The organism is Thermogladius calderae 1633 (assembly GCF_000264495.1).
GTDB lineage: Archaea > Thermoproteota > Thermoprotei_A > Sulfolobales > Desulfurococcaceae > Thermogladius > Thermogladius calderae.
The window spans coordinates 1049623-1066224 of record NC_017954.1 but is presented as its reverse complement, the minus strand read 5'-3'; the positions used below and the strand labels follow the sequence as shown (position 1 = coordinate 1066224).

At 60.3% G+C, this 16602-nt stretch carries 14 protein-coding genes; 8 read left to right on the top strand and 6 right to left on the bottom strand.

What is annotated here, in order from left to right:
- Positions 1-47: 47 nt before the first annotated feature.
- Positions 48-1070, top strand: coding sequence for a radical SAM protein (locus TCELL_RS05780; protein WP_014737799.1), 1023 nt, complete (start codon positions 48-50; stop codon positions 1068-1070).
- 30 nt (positions 1071-1100) lie between these two features.
- Here TCELL_RS05780 and TCELL_RS05775 read toward each other — a convergent pair whose 3' ends face one another.
- Positions 1101-2483 (bottom strand): hypothetical protein, encoded by a 1383-nt coding sequence (locus tag TCELL_RS05775; protein ID WP_014737798.1) that lies wholly within the window; start codon positions 2481-2483, stop codon positions 1101-1103.
- Between the two features lie 231 nt (positions 2484-2714).
- Between TCELL_RS05775 and TCELL_RS05770 the strand changes: the two genes are divergently transcribed.
- From TCELL_RS05770 to TCELL_RS05755, 4 genes are all read left to right on the top strand, one after another.
- Entirely contained in the window at positions 2715-3425 is a 711-nt protein-coding gene (locus tag TCELL_RS05770; protein ID WP_014737797.1) for a trehalose-phosphatase, read from the top strand.
- Positions 3409-4044, top strand: coding sequence for a hypothetical protein (locus TCELL_RS05765; protein ID WP_014737796.1), 636 nt, complete (start codon positions 3409-3411; stop codon positions 4042-4044). Before TCELL_RS05770 ends, TCELL_RS05765 begins: the two co-directional genes overlap by 17 nt.
- Entirely contained in the window at positions 4041-5288 is a 1248-nt protein-coding gene (locus TCELL_RS05760; protein WP_014737795.1) for a glycosyltransferase family 4 protein, read from the top strand. Before TCELL_RS05765 ends, TCELL_RS05760 begins: the two co-directional genes overlap by 4 nt.
- 67 nt (positions 5289-5355) lie before the next feature.
- The gene (locus tag TCELL_RS05755) at positions 5356-6513 is read left to right on the top strand and encodes an MFS transporter (protein WP_014737794.1); all 1158 of its coding nucleotides are present in this window, start codon (positions 5356-5358) and stop codon (positions 6511-6513) included.
- Between the two features lie 95 nt (positions 6514-6608).
- Here TCELL_RS05755 and TCELL_RS05750 read toward each other — a convergent pair whose 3' ends face one another.
- Complete coding sequence (locus tag TCELL_RS05750; RefSeq protein WP_048163294.1) at positions 6609-6962, bottom strand: hypothetical protein; 354 nt, start codon at positions 6960-6962, stop codon at positions 6609-6611.
- A gap of 148 nt (positions 6963-7110) precedes the next feature.
- Between TCELL_RS05750 and TCELL_RS05745 the strand changes: the two genes are divergently transcribed.
- Positions 7111-7935: a sulfide/dihydroorotate dehydrogenase-like FAD/NAD-binding protein gene (locus TCELL_RS05745; protein ID WP_238529002.1), complete on the top strand. Its 825-nt coding sequence runs from the start codon at positions 7111-7113 to the stop codon at positions 7933-7935.
- 6 nt (positions 7936-7941) lie between these two features.
- Positions 7942-9363 (top strand): NADPH-dependent glutamate synthase, encoded by a 1422-nt coding sequence (gltA, locus tag TCELL_RS05740; RefSeq protein ID WP_048163291.1) that lies wholly within the window; start codon positions 7942-7944, stop codon positions 9361-9363.
- On the opposite strand, the gene yjjX is transcribed toward gltA, so the two are convergent.
- The 4 genes from yjjX to TCELL_RS05720 form a co-directional block, all read right to left on the bottom strand.
- Positions 9355-9900: an inosine/xanthosine triphosphatase gene (yjjX, locus tag TCELL_RS05735; protein ID WP_014737790.1), complete on the bottom strand. Its 546-nt coding sequence runs from the start codon at positions 9898-9900 to the stop codon at positions 9355-9357. The genes gltA and yjjX overlap by 9 nt on opposite strands.
- A 17-nt stretch (positions 9901-9917) precedes the next feature.
- Complete coding sequence (locus TCELL_RS05730; RefSeq protein WP_238529060.1) at positions 9918-10520, bottom strand: indolepyruvate oxidoreductase subunit beta; 603 nt, start codon at positions 10518-10520, stop codon at positions 9918-9920.
- A gap of 5 nt (positions 10521-10525) precedes the next feature.
- Entirely contained in the window at positions 10526-12343 is a 1818-nt protein-coding gene (gene iorA, locus TCELL_RS05725) for an indolepyruvate ferredoxin oxidoreductase subunit alpha (protein ID WP_014737788.1), read from the bottom strand.
- Positions 12344-12525: 182 nt separating this feature from the next.
- On the bottom strand, positions 12526-13431 hold the full coding sequence (locus TCELL_RS05720) for a radical SAM protein (protein ID WP_014737787.1): 906 nt from the start codon (positions 13429-13431) through the stop codon (positions 12526-12528).
- Positions 13432-13655: 224 nt separating this feature from the next.
- Between TCELL_RS05720 and TCELL_RS05715 the strand changes: the two genes are divergently transcribed.
- Positions 13656-16325 carry a cation-translocating P-type ATPase gene (locus TCELL_RS05715; RefSeq protein ID WP_014737786.1) on the top strand — a complete coding sequence of 890 codons (2670 nt, stop codon included), beginning with the start codon at positions 13656-13658 and terminating at the stop codon, positions 16323-16325.
- Positions 16326-16602 lie beyond the last annotated feature (277 nt).

The window sequence follows — 16602 nt, the reverse complement described above, 5'->3', positions numbered from 1 at the left end:
CCGACACTCGCCCAGCGAGACTTAGGCGAGTAGAGCGGTGTAGGCCCTTGAAGACGACCAGAGTGTGGGGCGGCAGGACCCTAGTCTACGTTGACGACCTCCCGCTCTTCGGGCACATAGCATTCGGCGTCTTGGACAGGGGGACTAACGTACTCCAGGTCAGGGCCACGACCCTCTGCCCCTACAACTGCGTCTACTGTAGCGTCGACGCGGGCCCCTACTCGAGGAGGAGGCTGAGCGAGTTCGTGGTCGACGCCGACTGGTTACTGGACTGGGCGAGACTAGCGTACAGGCTGAAGAACGGGGAGGTGGTCGAGGCGTTGCTCGACGGGGTGGGGGAGCCCCCGACGCACCCGGAGATAGCCCGGGTAGTGGAGGAGCTGAAGGGGTTCGTGCCCAGGGTGGCGATGGAGACGAGGGGTTTCACGCTCACTAGACAGCTCGTGGACAGGCTCTGGGACGCGGGGCTCGACAGGCTCAACGTGAGCGTCGACACGCTGGACCCTGTGAAGGCGAGGTGGCTGACAGGAGTCCCCTGGTACAGGGTCGAAAAGGTCGTGGAAGTAGTGGAGTACACGGTGAGGGAGACCGGGGTAGACGTCATGCTCGCGCCCGTCTGGATACCGGGGGTCAACGACGAGGACATCGTCGGGGTAATAGAGTGGGGTCTCAGAATAGGCGTCGGGAAGAGGTTCCCCGGGTTCGGGGTCCAGAAGTACGAGGCCCACAAGTACGGGAGGAAGGTCCCCGGGGCTAGGGAGCCCTCCTGGAGAGAGTTCTACGACTACATCCACGCCCTTGAGGAGAGGTTCGGAGTGGTCCTCGACTACAGGAAGATAGACATGGGGTTCAGGAGAGCCCCGAGGATACCGCTGATCTACAGGAGGGGCGAGGTCGTCGACCTCCACGTGAGGCTACCCGGCTGGCTAAGAGGGGAGGCGATCGCCGTCGACCCCGAGGAGAGGGTGGTCGTCACGTTGGTCGGCGTCGAAGACTATACCCCGAGGAAGGTCAGGGCCAGAGTCGTCGAGAACCAGGACGGGATCTACATTGCCAAGCCGCTGGACTAGGCCTGCTGGGAGGCGGCCGGCTCGAGGTCGTCACGCCCGGTAGGAGAGCGTAACAGGGTAGTAAACGCACACTCCTTGCTCGTTGCCGAGGGAGCAGTACTCCAGCAGCATGTTCAGGACGCCGCTACTACCCGCAGTCGCGTAGCCCGTTAAATTGGCGACAACGTATCCGCCCGTGGGTAGTAGGACAAAGCTCGTCGAGGTCGTCTGCGCGACGCCGTTGACCACTACTATAGGCGTGGAGTACCCGCCGGGTGAGCGGAGAGCGATATTGGCTGTTAAACCGGTTAAGCTACTAGAAGCCGTATCGAGAACCAGCCTAGCGTAGTAGGCCTTGGAGTCCGTGTTCGACGCGTTTAGAAAAGCGACCACCGTGTAGGACGTGGGCGAGCTGGACAAGGTCGCACTAACGCTTATAGAGGTTCTGTTCGCGCCGAGATTATAGCTTAAAGACCCGAGCACTAGGCTGTACACGTCATCCCCCAAGATAGAGTCCGGCTCCGTGTAAATGAGGCATAGAGCCCCGTCTGAACCCTTGACTAGTATCCTGCCGTCTGTGCCTGTCCCGACAACTATGTCGGAGACAACGTTGAGAGACAAGGTGGCCCCGGTCGAGACCCCGGAGGAAACAAGGTTGCCGAGGTTGTCCCAGACCTCAACACTGTAGCCCGCGGGTATGTTCACGAAGGAGACATACCTGGGGTCAGAAACGGAGATTATGAAGTCGTCGAAGACCGCGGTCACGCCATCGACTTCCAACGCGATGTACCCGGGTGTGAACCCTACTGACCACGTGCGCTGGACAAGCAGGTTCCCCGAGACGTCGTAGACTCGGGCTTGGAGGGTGAGCGTCCCCGCCGAGTAGGTGTAGTTGACTACTATCACATACCAGTTTGCCGAGTTGTAGTTTGGTATTGGTGTGGAATACAATCGAGTCCACGCATTAATATACGACCAGCTTTCAAGACTTCCCCCCGTAGTGATCTCTATGGTCACCATCGACCTTACCCTTGAGTCCAGAATAGCTAGTCCGTAATACCCACCTCCGCTAGTGTACCTTACCTTCACCGAGAACCAGAGCGAGGAGTAGGATGACACCAGTGTGTTGTAGTAGTACTGGGATGCCCCGCCAATACCTCTATTATTGTCGCTACCGGATAGACCACTCCCCTTGTATCCTGTCGTGTTCTGCCAAGCTCCACCATTAGCACTCCATCCCTGGGGAGGGTACTGCTCGAAGTCTGTGTAGTATATGGCCCCTCTACTCGTTCTACTGAGCAGTAGGCAGTAGGTGGTGGGTATCCCTTGTAGTGTAACTGGAGGTGCGGTCGGCTGCACTCTAGAGGTAACAGGGCTGTAGTTGAAGACTGTGGCTACTAGGGTTTGCGACGTTACTATGAGGACTAGGGTCACAAGTGAGAGCAGTACAGTGTATTTTCCCGGCCTTGGTCGTGTACTGAAGGCTATCCGAGACGCCGCCGCATCGGCAAACCATTGGTAGCCGCGGCTCAATGGCTATCCCATCCCTGTCAGAGCTGGTTTTTACAAAACAACCCCTACTTAAACTATTCTCGTCGTGAACGCTATTAAAAGTCTCTAGGCTATAAGGGGTGGTCCTTCTTAGTAGTTTCCTGTGGTGTTGGGATGGAGGCGTTGATTTTCGACTATGACGGTACTCTCAGCCCCATTGACGCCCCGAGGGAGAGGGCCTTCCCCTCCCGCGAGCTCGCGTCCGTGCTGGAGGGATTATCTAAGAAGTTTCTCCTCGGTGTCGCGACCAGCAAGGACTACTGGTTTGTGAAGGAGAGGGCGCCGTGGGCCAGAATACTGGGCTTGGTCACCGGGCTCGAGATTGTGGCTGGCGACTACTACCTGCTTGCGAGGGAGGTGGTTGAGAGGGGGAGATCGGAGGGGCTCGAGAGGCTCTTGCACATGTACCCTTGGGAGAAGTGCGTCTTCGTTGAGGAGAAGAGGTCGCTGGAGAAGAGGCTACTGGGGGTCTCCATAGACTACAGGGCCTGCGGTAGCGAGCCCGAGGGGCTGGGCTCGTTCCTCGACGAGGCCGAGAAGAGCGGGCTGTACGTGCTGAGCTACCGGGGCAGCCCGTTTGTCGACGTCTACGCGGCGAGGCCCGACAAGTCGAGGGTTATAGACGTGGCACGGAGGCTCTTGGGGGTCGGGAGGGTGTACTACTTCGGCGACAGCGAGAACGACGTACCAGCCTTCGAGAAGGCGGACGTGAAGGTTCTCGTCCTCCACGAGTACAACCGGCACATGGTTAGAGTTTTAAGTTTCGACTACATAGTCGAGTTCAAGGACTTACACAGGTGGCTTATGGGTGTTCTTCTCCACTAGCGTTCTCCTAGACTACGTAATAGCCACTCTGATACTCCTCGCAATAGTCATCGTCACATACGTCATCGGCAGGCTCGTAAAGTACTTCATAACCTACATGGCGGGTAAGACGGGCTTCTCGGACTGGATGATAAAGTTCCACCTAGGGAGGGCGATCCTGAGGTCGGGTATGACCGTAGGCGAGTTCTTCGGTAGGGTCTCGATGTGGGTTGTACTGGTCGCTGGGACCTTACTCGGGCTCGCCACCTGGTTCAGCCTCGTCAACAACACCGTAGCCGCGGCGGTGATACTGGACATAGTATACGTCTACGTCTTCGGCTTCGTGAAGGCCTTTATCGTAATAGTCGTGGGCTTCATCCTAGTCGACGCCTTCGTAGGCTACGTGTACAAGGGCGGCGAGCCCGGTGGGACGCTCGAGTTCCTCACCCCCGTAGGAGAGTACCTCAGGCTACTCTTCTACCTGGCGGTGCTGGTCTTCGCACTCGACGTCGGCGGGATCAACGTGAAGACCCTGACACAGATACTCATCCCGATAGTCTGGGGCCTAACGGTGATAATGATCATCCTCACGGTAGGCAAAATCGTCTCCGACATCCTGGGCAGGGTCAAGAGGCAATGAACTTCGCGAGCATAATGTACCAGTCCTCTGCGAGCAAGGGCCAGGAGCTGGTCGCGGAGCGAATGGTCAAGTTCGCGAAGAGGCTCGGCCTGGAGGCGTGGTACATCACTAGCATATACCACGACGGCAACCCTGTGGTTAGCGAGAGAGAGGCAGAGCTGACCGGTAAGAACTACGTGGTGTACAGCGAGGACCCCGCGATAAAGCTCCCGACTATTAGAGTGGCGAGCTACAAGACGACCTGGCCCCCGAGGAGGATAGTGTTCAGGGACTTCGTCACGGTACTCATCAACATAGACAGGGAGCTGGGCCTCGACTTCGTTGTGACTCACTCGACTCTCTGGAACGGGCCGGAGGAGACTGCCAGGTGGGTCCTCTGGAAGAAGCTCATGAGGAGCCTGGGCGAGAGAATACCCCCGACAGTAATGGGGCACATGAGCCACTACCAGCCCCCCGACCCCCTTAGGTACTCTCTCGTAGAGAGGACTTACAGGATGGCCTGGAACACTACAGCGTTCCCGTTCATCTTCAAGGCCAGCTCTATGGTCTTAGTCCTCACTCCCCTTGAAGCGGAGGAGATGGTCACTATGGGCGCTCCACCGGACTCCATCCACTTGTTCCCAGGAGGCCTCGACGACGACTTCGCGGAGCTTGTAGACAGGGCTGACACGAGGTCTTTCAGGGAGAAGTACGGGATACCCGAGGACGCTAAAGTGGTCGCCTACCTGGGGACTGTCGAGTACAGGAAGAACCCCCTTGCCGTTGCGAAGATCGCGAGGCACTTCAAGGACAGGCGGGACGTCTTCTTCGTGATAGCTGGTAGACCCGGAGACCAGTGGGAGGAGGTGAAGAGGACTGTGAGAGGCCTGAAGAACATAGTGTTGACTGGGGAGCTGAAGGACGAGGAGAAGGCGGCTCTGGTCAAGACCTCGTACCTGAACATCATAATGTCGCGGATGGAGGGCTTCGGTCTTACACAGCTCGAGTTCATGTACGGTGGGGTCCCGGTGGTGACCTCGGCGGTCTACGGGCAGAAGTGGTTGGTGAGGAACGGGGTAGACGGTGTGCACGTCAACGGCCCCGACGACGTGAACGGCGCGGCGAGCGCTGTAGACGCGCTGTTGAAAGACGAGGAGAGGTGGAAGGAGATGTCGAGAAACGCCCGCGAGAGGGCCCGCGGCTTCCTCTTCAGCAAGCTTATGAGAGAGCTCGTAGATAGGGCCAGGGCTGCCCTTGGCAAGTAGCCTCCTTCACTCACAGGCTAACCGTTATTTACCGAGGCGGACAATACAGGCGGAGGGAGGGCATGCTTTGAGAAGGACTCTACTGGTCTTCCTTTTGCTGAGCCTAGTGTCTCTAATGGCCGACGTGGTCTACGAGGGTGGTAGGAGCGTCAGCGGGGCCTTCCTAGAGTTTTTGAAGACACCGCAGGTCATGGTCGGCTTAATTGGTCTAGGCGAGTTCGTGGGGACGCTGCTCAGGTTCCTCAGCGGACTCCTGGCCACCTACATAGGCTCCTCGGCCGCGCTGTGGGCTCTAACGGTGACGGGCTACGCTGTGACCTGCCTGAGCATACCCCTCCTCGCCTTTGCCACCTCGTGGGGGCAGGCTGTGCTCCTCTACACCGTGGACAGGGTGGGTAAAGGGCTGAGGACGCCTGCCAGGGACGTGATACTCTCCGAGGTAGCGGAGCCGTTAGGGGTCGGGAAGGGGTTCGGAGTACACGAGCTCCTCGACCAGCTAGGCGCCTTCGCCGGCCCCCTAATAGTGGTGGCGGGCCTGAGTCTCGGCGGCTACCCTCTAGCCTTCAGCCTCCTGTTTGTCCCAGGCGTATTCGCGATAGCGCTAGTGGTAACCTCGGCGTTTCTCTACCCTAGAGTGAGGAGTGTAGTGAAGAGGAGTGTAAGGGCGGGTATGAGGGAGCTCGGCTCGAGGTTCTGGCTCTACACCGCCTCGATCAGCTTCCTCGGCCTGGGCTTCATACACTGGTCGGTTGCGTCCTACCTCTACAAGACGTGGGGCCTCATGAGCGACGTGGAGGTGGGGCTAGCCTACACTGCCGCCATGCTCGTCGACGCCGTTGTCGCCGTCCCTCTCGGGGTCCTCTACGACAAGCACTCGTTGAAGACCCTCCTAGTACTCCCAGCGCTCTCGACATTGTTCGCGTTCCTCCTCTCCACGAGGCTCAGGGTACTAGCCCTAGCGTCCTCACTAGCTTGGGGTATCGTAATGAGCGGCGAGGAGAGCATTGTGAGAGCAGGGCTGGTCGGGGTTGTGGACAGGGGTCTTAGACCCCTGGCCTACGGGCTACTCAGCGTGTTCTTCGGGCTCTCCTGGATGGTCGGCGGCTTCGTCGCACTCGTACTCGCCGCCTCCTCCCCGAGCCTAGTGGCGGTCTTCAGCCTCTTCTCGAACACCGTTTCAGCAGTCCTGCTACTCCGTCTCGTCCGGCCCGAGAGCCGGGGGTGAGGAGTAGAACCGGCCGTGTCCGTTAGGGGGATCTCCTCACCGCTCGGCCGCTCGACGGTTCTTCATCCAATGTTGTAACCCCCCGTCTAGCGGATTTAAAGGTTCCCCCCGGCCAGGCTACGGCACACCTCTCTCAGTATAGCGGAGTCGACCACGATGTAGTACTCCTTCCCGCTTGCACCGATCTCCACTACCCTGAGGAGGGCCCTCAGCTCCTCCCCTGGCACACACTCGAGCAAGTACTCTACAGCATGGTTCAACTTGTCGAAGCCGGGTGTAGGGGTGAAACGCTTGTACAACCCGCGGAGCGATATGGTGACCTTCTTCTGCCCCGTTATCTCCACGGCCGATACGAGAGCCCGGCAACAGGAGGCCAGGTAGTCAGAGAGGGCTCTCACGACCAGCCCTTTAGCCTCTGAGACGAGTTCCTCGCGGTACTCAGAGCTCACCGTACACCTCCTCACCCACTACTACACGGCAACGCTTTACATATGAGTAGAGAGGGTGTGGCGTACATAGCCGAACGTCTACTACATAGCCCGTTTATATATCCTTACCATAATTATTGGTTAGGTAGGTCTAACGAAAGGTGTTAACATGTTCCGTGTGACAATGAAGGAAGACCTGAACGACCAGGACTACTACCTAGAGGTAGAGGCCCCCCACGTCACCAAGCACTGGAAGCCAGGCCAGTTCGTGATAATCATGACCCACGAGAAGGGGGAGCGCGTCCCCTTATCGGTCGCAACAATTAACGGTGGCAGGGTGGGGATGTTCATTAAGAAGCTCGGGAAGACCTCGGTTGAGCTCTACAGAGAGTTCAGGGTGGGGAGCTCGCTGTACGCTGTATCAGGCCCTCTGGGTAAGCCCCTGAAGCTGGAGGACTACGGGACAGTGGTGCTGGCGTCCGACGCTGTCTGCGGCCACGCCGAGCAGCTTGGTCTAGCCCAGGAGCTCGCCAAGCTGGGTAACAAGGTGATATCGATCCAGACCTTCAAGACAGAGAAGGAGGTGTACCCGGAGAAGTACTTGACTACGAAGTACGCCGACGAGCACTACATAACGACGCTAGACGGTACTGCCGGGTATAAGGGGCACTACATCGACTTACTGAGGGAGCTCGTGGCCCGCAGAGAGGTTAAGGCCGTCTTCGCCGGGGGCGCGCTGGCCAGCCTCAAGAAGCTCGCAGAGGCAACGGCGGGGCTGGACGCGAAGGTCTACGCTCTCGTTAGGACGATAATGGTGGACGGGACGGGGATGTGCGGGTCTTGTAGGGTCAGGTACAACGGCGTGATAGCCTACGCGTGCCGGGACGGCCCCTGGTTCGACGCCAGGCTGGTCGACTGGGACGACGTCCTGAGGAGAGACGCAAGGTTCAAGAAGATCGAGAAGATCGCACTGGAGAAGTACCTGGCCAGGTGAGCGGTCATGTCACGTGTGGTCAAGAAGAGGTTCACGCCCGAGGTCCTGTCCGTAAGCGAGAGGCTGAGGAGCTTCGGCGAGGTGGTCTTGGGCTACGACTACGAGACCTCTGTTAGAGAGGCCTCGAGATGCCTCCGCTGCCCACTCTGGTTCGCCCCGTGCTCGAAGGCGTGCCCGTTGAAGGTCAAAGTCCCGGCCTTCCTAGAGTACATTGTCAAGGGCGACCTCGAGGCGGCCGCCAGGAAGGTCTACGAGGACAACCTCTTCCCCTCTATAACGGGCAGGGTCTGCCCCCAGGAGTGGTTCTGTGAAGGCAACTGCGTCGTCTCCAAGATAGGCGAGAGCGTCTCCGTCGGCCTCCTCGAGAGGTACGTCGGCGACTACGCGAGGGAGAACGGACTGGACGAGAAGATCCTTGCCGAGATGGTGTCCAAGAACAGCGGGGTCAAGGGGAGGGTGGCGGTGGTCGGCTCGGGCCCTGCCGGGCTGTCAGTTGCCGGCTGGCTCAGGCTGAGAGGCTACGAAGTCGTCGTATACGAGGCCCTCCACAGGCCTGGCGGCGTGCTGGCTTACGGGATACCCGAGTTCAGGTTGCCCAGGAGCGTCCTAGACCACGAACTCAAGAAAATCGAGAACCTAGGCGTCGAGATCAGGCTGAACCACGTTGTGGGGAAGACCGTCCTGTTGAGCGAGCTTACGAGCGAGTACGACGCCGTCTTCATCGGCAGCGGCGCCGGTACACCCAAGCTACTCGACGTCCCGGGCGTCGACTTGAACAACATATACACTGCGAACGAGTTCCTCACCAGGGTCAACCTGATGAGGGCACACCTCTTCCCGGAGTGGGATACCCCGATCAACGTCGGGAAGACCACGGTGATAATCGGGGGCGGTAACACTGCCATGGACGCGGCAAGGGTAGCCCTGAGGCTGGGCAGTAAGCCGGTCGTCGTCTACAGGAGGGACAGGGAGGACATGTTGAAGACGGCGAGGAGAGACGAGGTGCTGCACGCGGAGGAAGAGGGCGTGGAGTTCAAGTACTACCTGCAGCCAGTCGAGTTCATCGGCGACGAGAACGGTTTCGTCAAGGCTGTTAAGTTCGAGGTCATGGAGCCCCTGAACGAGCTCGACCAGAGAGGGAAGAAGAAGATCGTCGGGACGGGTAGGTACGTCGAGATCCCTGCGGACGCTGTGGTCATAGCGATAGGGCTTGAACCCAACAGGGTGCTGATGGAGGAGAGCGGGCTGAGGTTCAACGAGGACGGGACGATAGCCGTGGACGACCACCTCATGACGAGCCTGCCCGGCGTCTTCGCGGGGGGCGACGCTATAAGAGGCGAGTCGACGGTCGTTGAGGCCATGGCGGACGGGAAGAGGGCTGCTGAGGAGATAGACCTGTACGTGAGGAGGAAGAAGGAGCTAGCGTAGAGCGCCCTTCTCGTACAGCTCTCTATTGAGTATTTTCGTCAACGCCATCAGGGTAGCCAGCCTCGACAGCTCAGACCTCACCACGACGTGCCTGGTGAGGAGCGAGATAAAGCCCGTCTTTTCCCCTATGTTCTCCGTCTTGTAGAGGCTGTCGACTATCTCCTCCAGCTCCCTGAACCTCCCCGACAGTATCTCATCGACGAACCACGGGGGTACCGGGAACGAGGGGGAGAACCCCAGCGACTCCCCGAGCTCCCTCGAGACGACGTACGCGGCCTCGACGTCGAAGTAGGTCGAGCCAAACCTGTAGAAACCCGCTTCGACCCCCGTGCTGAAGTCGCAGTCCCCGCTCATCGCGAGCCTAGCCCTCAGCTCCGCCCCTCTGACGATCACGTCGAGGCCGATCGGCTGCGGCGGTAGGCCGGTCTCCACTTTCACCGCCCTGACATCCGAGACGGGGAAGTAGCTCTGGAAGGCGCTCACGACCCCCCGCACCTTGGACGGGTTCACGCTACCTATGCACAGCCTGATCCCCAAACACGACCACCAGGAGGTCAGGCGCTCTTCGCCCTCTCTGCGTAGAAGGCCTTGCCCAGCTCGTAAGCCTTGACGGAGACCTCCCCCGCCCTCCCCGGGAGAACGCTCTTGATAGCCTCGTACACGACGTCGTCGGCGAAGAGGCGTGCGTGCGCGTTGAAGACCCCGAGCATGACCACGTTAATGGCCCTAGCCGAGCCGGCCCTCAATGCTAGGTCCCTGGCGGGGACCACTAGGAGCTTCTCGCCCAGTGTCTCTCTAAGGGACCTAAGGACATTCTCCCTCCCCCAGGCTGGCTTCGGGCTGAGGCTGGCGCTGACCGGCGGCTTGTACTCGTCGGCTGCGAAGACAACTCCGGTGTCGCGGAGATACCTCGTGGCCCGCACAGTCTCGAAGAGCTCCAGGCCGATGATGTAGTCCGCCTCGCCCGGGCCGAATATCGGTGACTGGACGTCCTCACCGACTCTCACGAAGCTGAGAACGCTACCGAACCTCTGCGCCATCCCCAACGTCTCTCCAGTCCTCGCGCTGAGCCCCTGCCTCACAGCGGCCACGGCCATTATCCTCGACAGCGTCAGTCCACCCTGCCCGCCTACCGAGGATATGAGGATGTTGAACACCCTGCTCAAGCCCCGCCCACCTCGACTATAGCCTTGTACGGGCAGAACCTAGCGCACAGACCGCAGCCTGTGCAGTCGTCCTCCACGATCTTCGCCTTCCCGTCCTCGATGTAGAGTGCTGGGCAGCCAGTCACGTTGACGCACGCCCTGCAACCCGTGCACTTGTCCTCTATAACCCTGTACTTCTTGACCGTCTTGAGCTGCCTGACCTCCATTAGTCGGCACGGGTGCTGGGCTACTAACACCTTGACCCCCGGCCTCTTGATCATGGACGCTACAGTCTCGACCATCTTGTTGAAGTCGTAGGGGTCTACTACCGCCACCTCGTCTACCCCGATGGACTTGACGACCTCGACTATGTCGATCCCCCGGGCCTGCCTACCCGACTCGGTGACCTCCCAGCTGGGTGTCGACTGGTGCCCTGTCATGGCTACAACTCTGTTGTCTAGGATCAGCACCAACATGTCGACGCGTTTGTGGACGGCCTCTATGAGGGAGGGTATACCCGCGTGGAAGAAAGTCGAGTCCCCGATAGTGGCGACTACGGGCTTGTCGTAGCCGGCGACCTTGAGCCCCATAGCCATCGAGATACTCGCCCCCATGCTGTGCTCGGTCCAGATCGCCTCGATAGGCCTGTTCACGCTGAGCGCGTAGCAGCCGATGTCGCCGAAGACCGGGACCTCGCTGAGCTTGTACCCGGCCCTGGCTATACCGAGCTTCAGCGCTATATAGCTGAAGGCGTGCGGGCAGCCCGGGCAGAGAGGGGGAGGCCTCTCGGGCAATCTCACGTCAGCGGCCGGCGTGGACTCCTGCCCCTGCGGTACCCCGAGCCACCTGTACAAGGCCCCCTTTACGAGGGACGGGTTAAGCTCCCCCTCCAGCGGGAGGAGGCCTTCCTCCTTCCCCATTACTTCGGCGCCGAGCCTCTCCTCGTACGCGAGCTTCTTGACCTCGGCCTCGAGGTAGGGGTCCAGCTCCTCGACAACGATCACCCTCCGGCAGCTAGACAGGTTCTCCGCGAGGAACTTACTGGGGACCGGGTACAGCTGGTCTACCCTCAGGACCTTGACTCGGGCCTCCCCGAGCCCTCTGAGGGCCTCGTAGACGTAGTTGTAGGCGACGCCCTCTGTGACCACGCAGTACTCGCCCGAGCCCTCCACTTTGTTGAAGCCGAGGCTAGACGCGACCTCTTCGACCCTCCTCAAAACACCGTTCAACCAGGCGTGCCTCTCCAAGTTCCACTTCATCCCGGCTCTCACGAACCTCGGGGGGTCCTTCTTGAAGGACGGTCTCGCGTCGCGCTCCTCGACCTCGCCTAGGACTACGTCGCCCACAGCGTGGTTGAGCCTAGTCGTCGTCCTGAAGATGACCGGAAGCTTCAGCTCCTCGCTGACCCTGAACAGTCTCTTCACGGTGTCCTTGGCCTCCTGCGGGGTAGACGCGGTGAACATGGGGAGTTTCGAGAGCTTAGCGTACCACCTACTGTCCTGCTCCGTCTGCGTGGTGTGAGGGCCTGGGTCGTCCGCAACCAGTATCACCAGCCCGCCCTCAACGCCCGAGTAGGCCGCCGAGAGCACGGGGTCGCTGGCTACGTTCAGGCCCGGAGCCTTCATCGTGACCAGCGCCCTTACGCCGCCTATAGCGGCTCCGTAGGCTATCTCGAAGGCGACCCTCTCGTTGACAGCCCACTCCACGTAAATCGGGAGACCCCTCCCCTCCTCGTGGAAAGTCATGATGACCTCGCTGGAGGGCGTCCCGGGGTAGCCCGTGACCACCCGGACGCCAGCCTCCCACGCCCCCCTCGCAATAGCCTCGTTACCCATCAGCGCGAGCCGGGTGCCAGGGGGTAGGGAGAACAGGCTTCCGTGTAAAGGGGACCACCCTACAGATTAGGATTTAATAACGGAGTAAAATAACTTCTGTAAATACAGATGATGACCTTTCGGTCGCCTTGACTAGATGAAAGGAATTCCTCCCTCTGAAGACCCCGCGGGAGGCTGTGCTCTCACGGCACGTACCTGCCCCGTATCGGTATAGTGAGCCCGCACCTCGGGCACTTGTACTTCCCCTCTTCCCGAACAGCGTTGAAGTACGTGACCCTGTAACCAGACCTCCTGACCAGCACTTTACCGCACCTCGGGCAGCGGGTAGTCTCGAGCTCCGGGTCGCCGACGTTCCCCACGTAGACGTAGTTCAGCCCGCTCCTCCTAGCGTACTCCCTTATCTCCATGAGCTTGCTCAGCGGTGTCGGGGGCTCCCTCCACCTGTGGGCCGGGTAGTACCTGTTGACGTGGAGAGGGACGTCCGTCCCGAGTAAATCGAGGTGCTTGTCTACTATCCACTTGTAGCAGTCCTCGCTGTCGTTCGTGTTTGTCACGACGAGGTAGACCATCTCGACGTGCGCCCCTAGGTCTAGTGCCGCTCTCGCGTTCCTGAACACCACCTCGTGGCTTACTCCCTTGAGCGCCCTCGTCATACCCGGGCACCCCTTGACGTCCGCCGAGAAGCCGTCGACGCCCGCCTCCACAAGCTTCCTGAGCGCGCTCTCGGTGTAGTACATGTTGGTGACCACCATCGAGTAGAGCCCTCTCTCCCTAGCGAGTAAGGTAGCGTCGACGACGTAGTCGAACTGGGTAGCCGGCTCGTTGAAGCTCGCCGACAACCCGTCGGCCCCGCTCAATATGGCGAGCTCGACCAGCTCCTCCAGAGGCGTGACCTCGCCTTGCTCCGGTGGCCTAGCGTAGCTTAAGTGGTTGTTCTGGCACCAGGGGCAGTAGAAGTTGCAGCCGTAGTTGCTGTAGGTCAGTGCCAGGGAGTTAGGCCAGTAGTGGAACAGGGGTTTGATCTCGATCGGCCTGACCTCGACTGCGCTCAGCTTCCCGTACCCCGTCGCGTAGAGGACGCCGCCCACGTTGGTGTAGTTCCAGCAGGCCCCACGCCCACCGGGGGGTATAGTACACCCCCTTTCGCAGACGAGGCACCTAGCGTAGCCGTCTCGCAGGGGCTCCTGAAGCCTCGCCCGCGGGGGCCATGGACGGTCTAGACCGCCTACCCTTGTGTCGACGCTAGACCACCCGGCTTGCCATCTCTCTTATATTACCCGGTCACCGGTATTAACTCGTCCTGGGAACCGTATTGGGGCAGACAAGCGTCGAGACCGCTCCGTGGCACTCGCTGAGCGTGGACGAGGTTCTTGAGAAGCTGGGGTCGAGCCTCCGGGGTCTGAGCGAGGAGGAGGCGGAGAGGAGGCTCCAGGCCTACGGCCCGAACATCCTCGAGGCCAAGCGGAGGCACCCGGCCCTGATCTTCGCGAGGCAGTTCACGAACGCCCTGATACTGATCCTCGTGGCCGCCAGCGTGATCTCGGGGTTTTTAGGGGAGCTCTTAGACGCCGCCCTGATCCTCGCCGTGGTCTTCGTCATGGGCGTTATGGGCTTTGTCCAGGAGTACAGGGCCGAGAGAGCGCTGCAAGAGCTGCGGAAGCTCGCGTCGCCGACAGCCAAGGTTATCAGGGGCGGCGTTACCAAGGTCGTGGAGGCCTCTAGGCTGGTGCCGGGAGACATAGTGTTGGTAGAGGAGGGGGACAGGGTACCGGCCGACCTCAGGCTTGTATTGAGCGACAACCTAGAGGTAGACGAGTCCTCTCTCACGGGCGAGTCCGCTCCAGTCCAGAAGGACCACGAGCAAGTACTCCCGCCTGAGACCCCCCTCGGCGACAGGGCGAACATGGCGTTCATGGGAACCACAGTGGTTAGGGGGAGGGGCAGGGGTGTCGTGGTGGCAACAGGGCCGAGGACATTGCTGGGGGGGATAACGAGGGCCGTGGAGGAGGCGGAGGAGCAGCCAACTCCCCTAGAGGTGGAGCTGGAGGACCTGGGTAGGAAGGTGGGCTTTGTAATACTCGGGATATCCGGCGTCGTCTTCGCGACTACGCTCCTCGTCGAGAAGACCAGTTTACTGACAGCCCTCCTCGTAGCCATAGCGCTGGCCGTCGCAGCAGTCCCGGAGGGGCTCCCCGCCATTGCGACGGGCCTGCTCGCGATAGGGGCTAGGAAGATGGCGGAGAAGAAGGCCCTTGTGAGGAGACTGGCCGCCGTCGAGGCGCTGGGCTCGGTCAACGTGATCTGCACGGACAAGACGGGTACTGTGACCAGGGGGGAGATGATGGTCAAGTACCTCTGGACAACAGGCGGCGAGTTCGAGTTCACGGGCGAGGGCTTCAGAGTCGAGGGGGAGGCGAGACCGATTACGCGAGACGCCGACGATCGCCTGCTCGAGAAAGTGGGCGAGCTGGCCCTAGCACACACTGCTTACACGATAGACGTCGCGGGCCTGGAGAGCCTGGCGACTAGGAAGTCGCCGACCGAGCTGGCCGTCTTCGTGATGGGTGTAAAGGTCGTCGGCCCAGGTAGGGTCGGCGAGGTCAAGGAGAAGTACAGGCTCGTCTCGGAGAACCCGTTCGACCGGTTCAGGAAGATGAGGAGCACGGTGCACGAGCACAACGGCGGCCTAGTCTCCGTGGTCACCGGCGCCCCCGAGGTGGTACTAAAGAACTCCGCGGGCATCTTGCGGCCCTCGGGCGAGGAGGCGATTACGCCACTAGACGTGGAGACGGTCATGAAGAGGATCGAGTACTACTCTTCACAGGGGTTCAGGGTGCTCAGCATCGCGTACAAGAGGCTGTCAGGCGAGGGGGACGACCCAGAGAACGGTCTCGTCTTCGTCGGCTTGATGGCTATCATAGACCCTCCACGCGAGGGTGTGAGGGAGGCTGTCGAGGAGGCCAAGAGGATGGGTGTGAGGACGGTCATGGTCACGGGGGACCACAAGCTCACAGCCATGGCCGTTGCGAGGATGATCGGCCTCGAGGTAGGCGAGGACAACGTCCTAGAGGGCTGGCAACTAGACAGGATGAGCGACGAGGAGCTCGCGAGGGTAGTTGACAAGGTCTCCGTGTACGCGAGGGTAACGCCCGAGCACAAGCTGAGGATCGTAAGGGCGCTGAAGAAGAGGGGGTACAGGGTCGCCATGACAGGGGACGGCGTGAACGACGCCCCAGCGCTCAAGGAGGCCGACGTCGGGGTCGCGATGGGAGTCAGGGGGACGGACGTCGCTAAGGAGGTCTCTCAGCTGGTTCTACTAGACGACAACTACGCTACGATCGTGGAGGCGATCAAGATGGGGAGGTGGATATACGAAAACCTGAAGAAGCCGATCTCCTACCTACTCTCCTGCAACCTCGGCGAGGTCAGCTCCGTCTTCGGAGCGGAGCTCCTAGGCCTGCCCTACATCCTCGAACCGGTCCACCTCCTCTGGATCAACGTGACGACAGACGCCTTCCCAGCCCTCGCACTGGGTCTAGAGCCCCCCGAGCCGGGCCTCTACACGAGGCCGCCCAGGCCGAGAGGGGCGAGGCTGGTAACAGGGAAGAAGCTGCTCTACTACACGCTCACCGGTGTAGTCATAGCGGCCTTCGCGATAGGGCTGTTCGCTCAGTCCCTCTCCAAGGGGCTCGAGTACGCCAGGACGGTCGCCTTCACTACGATAGCCCTCTCAGAGTTCGGTAGAGCGATGGCCTCGCGTAGCGAGCGGCACTCGCTCTTCAGGCTGGCCTGGAACAAGTGGCTGCCACCGGCTCTCCTGGCCTCGTTGGGACTCCAGTTGATCGTCTTGTACACCCCGCTCAGCAGCCTGTTTCGCGTAGTGCCGTTAGGCCCGGTCGAACTAGCGGTCATAGCCTTCTTACCGTCGGCAGCGATAATACTGATAGACGAGGTTAGGAAGAAAGTGTGGGTCTACGACTAAACGCTGCCCGCCCATGTCGGGGGATTATAAGCCGTCTTAGCGGGATAGTTAGAGTAGTGATGAAATGCACCTCCACGGACTGGTGAAGTGAAGAAAAGGGCTGAGCCCGGCCCGTTAGGCCAACCCGTAGCCCTACTCTGTGGCTTGTCATCTAGCTTAGGCGTTGTGTGCTCGTGGTCGCTGGTTTCTTGAACGCTCTACCCTCCGCAGGCTTATACCCTCGCGCCGACAAATTTATTCTAATGAGGGTGTTGTATGAATAGGGCGCTCGTCCTCG

Coding starts and splice junctions, on each gene's coding strand:
- TCELL_RS05770 (WP_014737797.1), top strand. CDS start 2,715: ATGGAGGCGTTGATTTTCGACTATGACGGTACTCTCAGCCCCATTGAC.
- TCELL_RS05760 (WP_014737795.1), top strand. CDS start 4,041: ATGAACTTCGCGAGCATAATGTACCAGTCCTCTGCGAGCAAGGGCCAG.
- TCELL_RS05745 (WP_238529002.1), top strand. CDS start 7,111: ATGTTCCGTGTGACAATGAAGGAAGACCTGAACGACCAGGACTACTAC.
- gltA (WP_048163291.1), top strand. CDS start 7,942: ATGTCACGTGTGGTCAAGAAGAGGTTCACGCCCGAGGTCCTGTCCGTA.
- iorA (WP_014737788.1), bottom strand. CDS start 12,343: ATGGGTAACGAGGCTATTGCGAGGGGGGCGTGGGAGGCTGGCGTCCGG.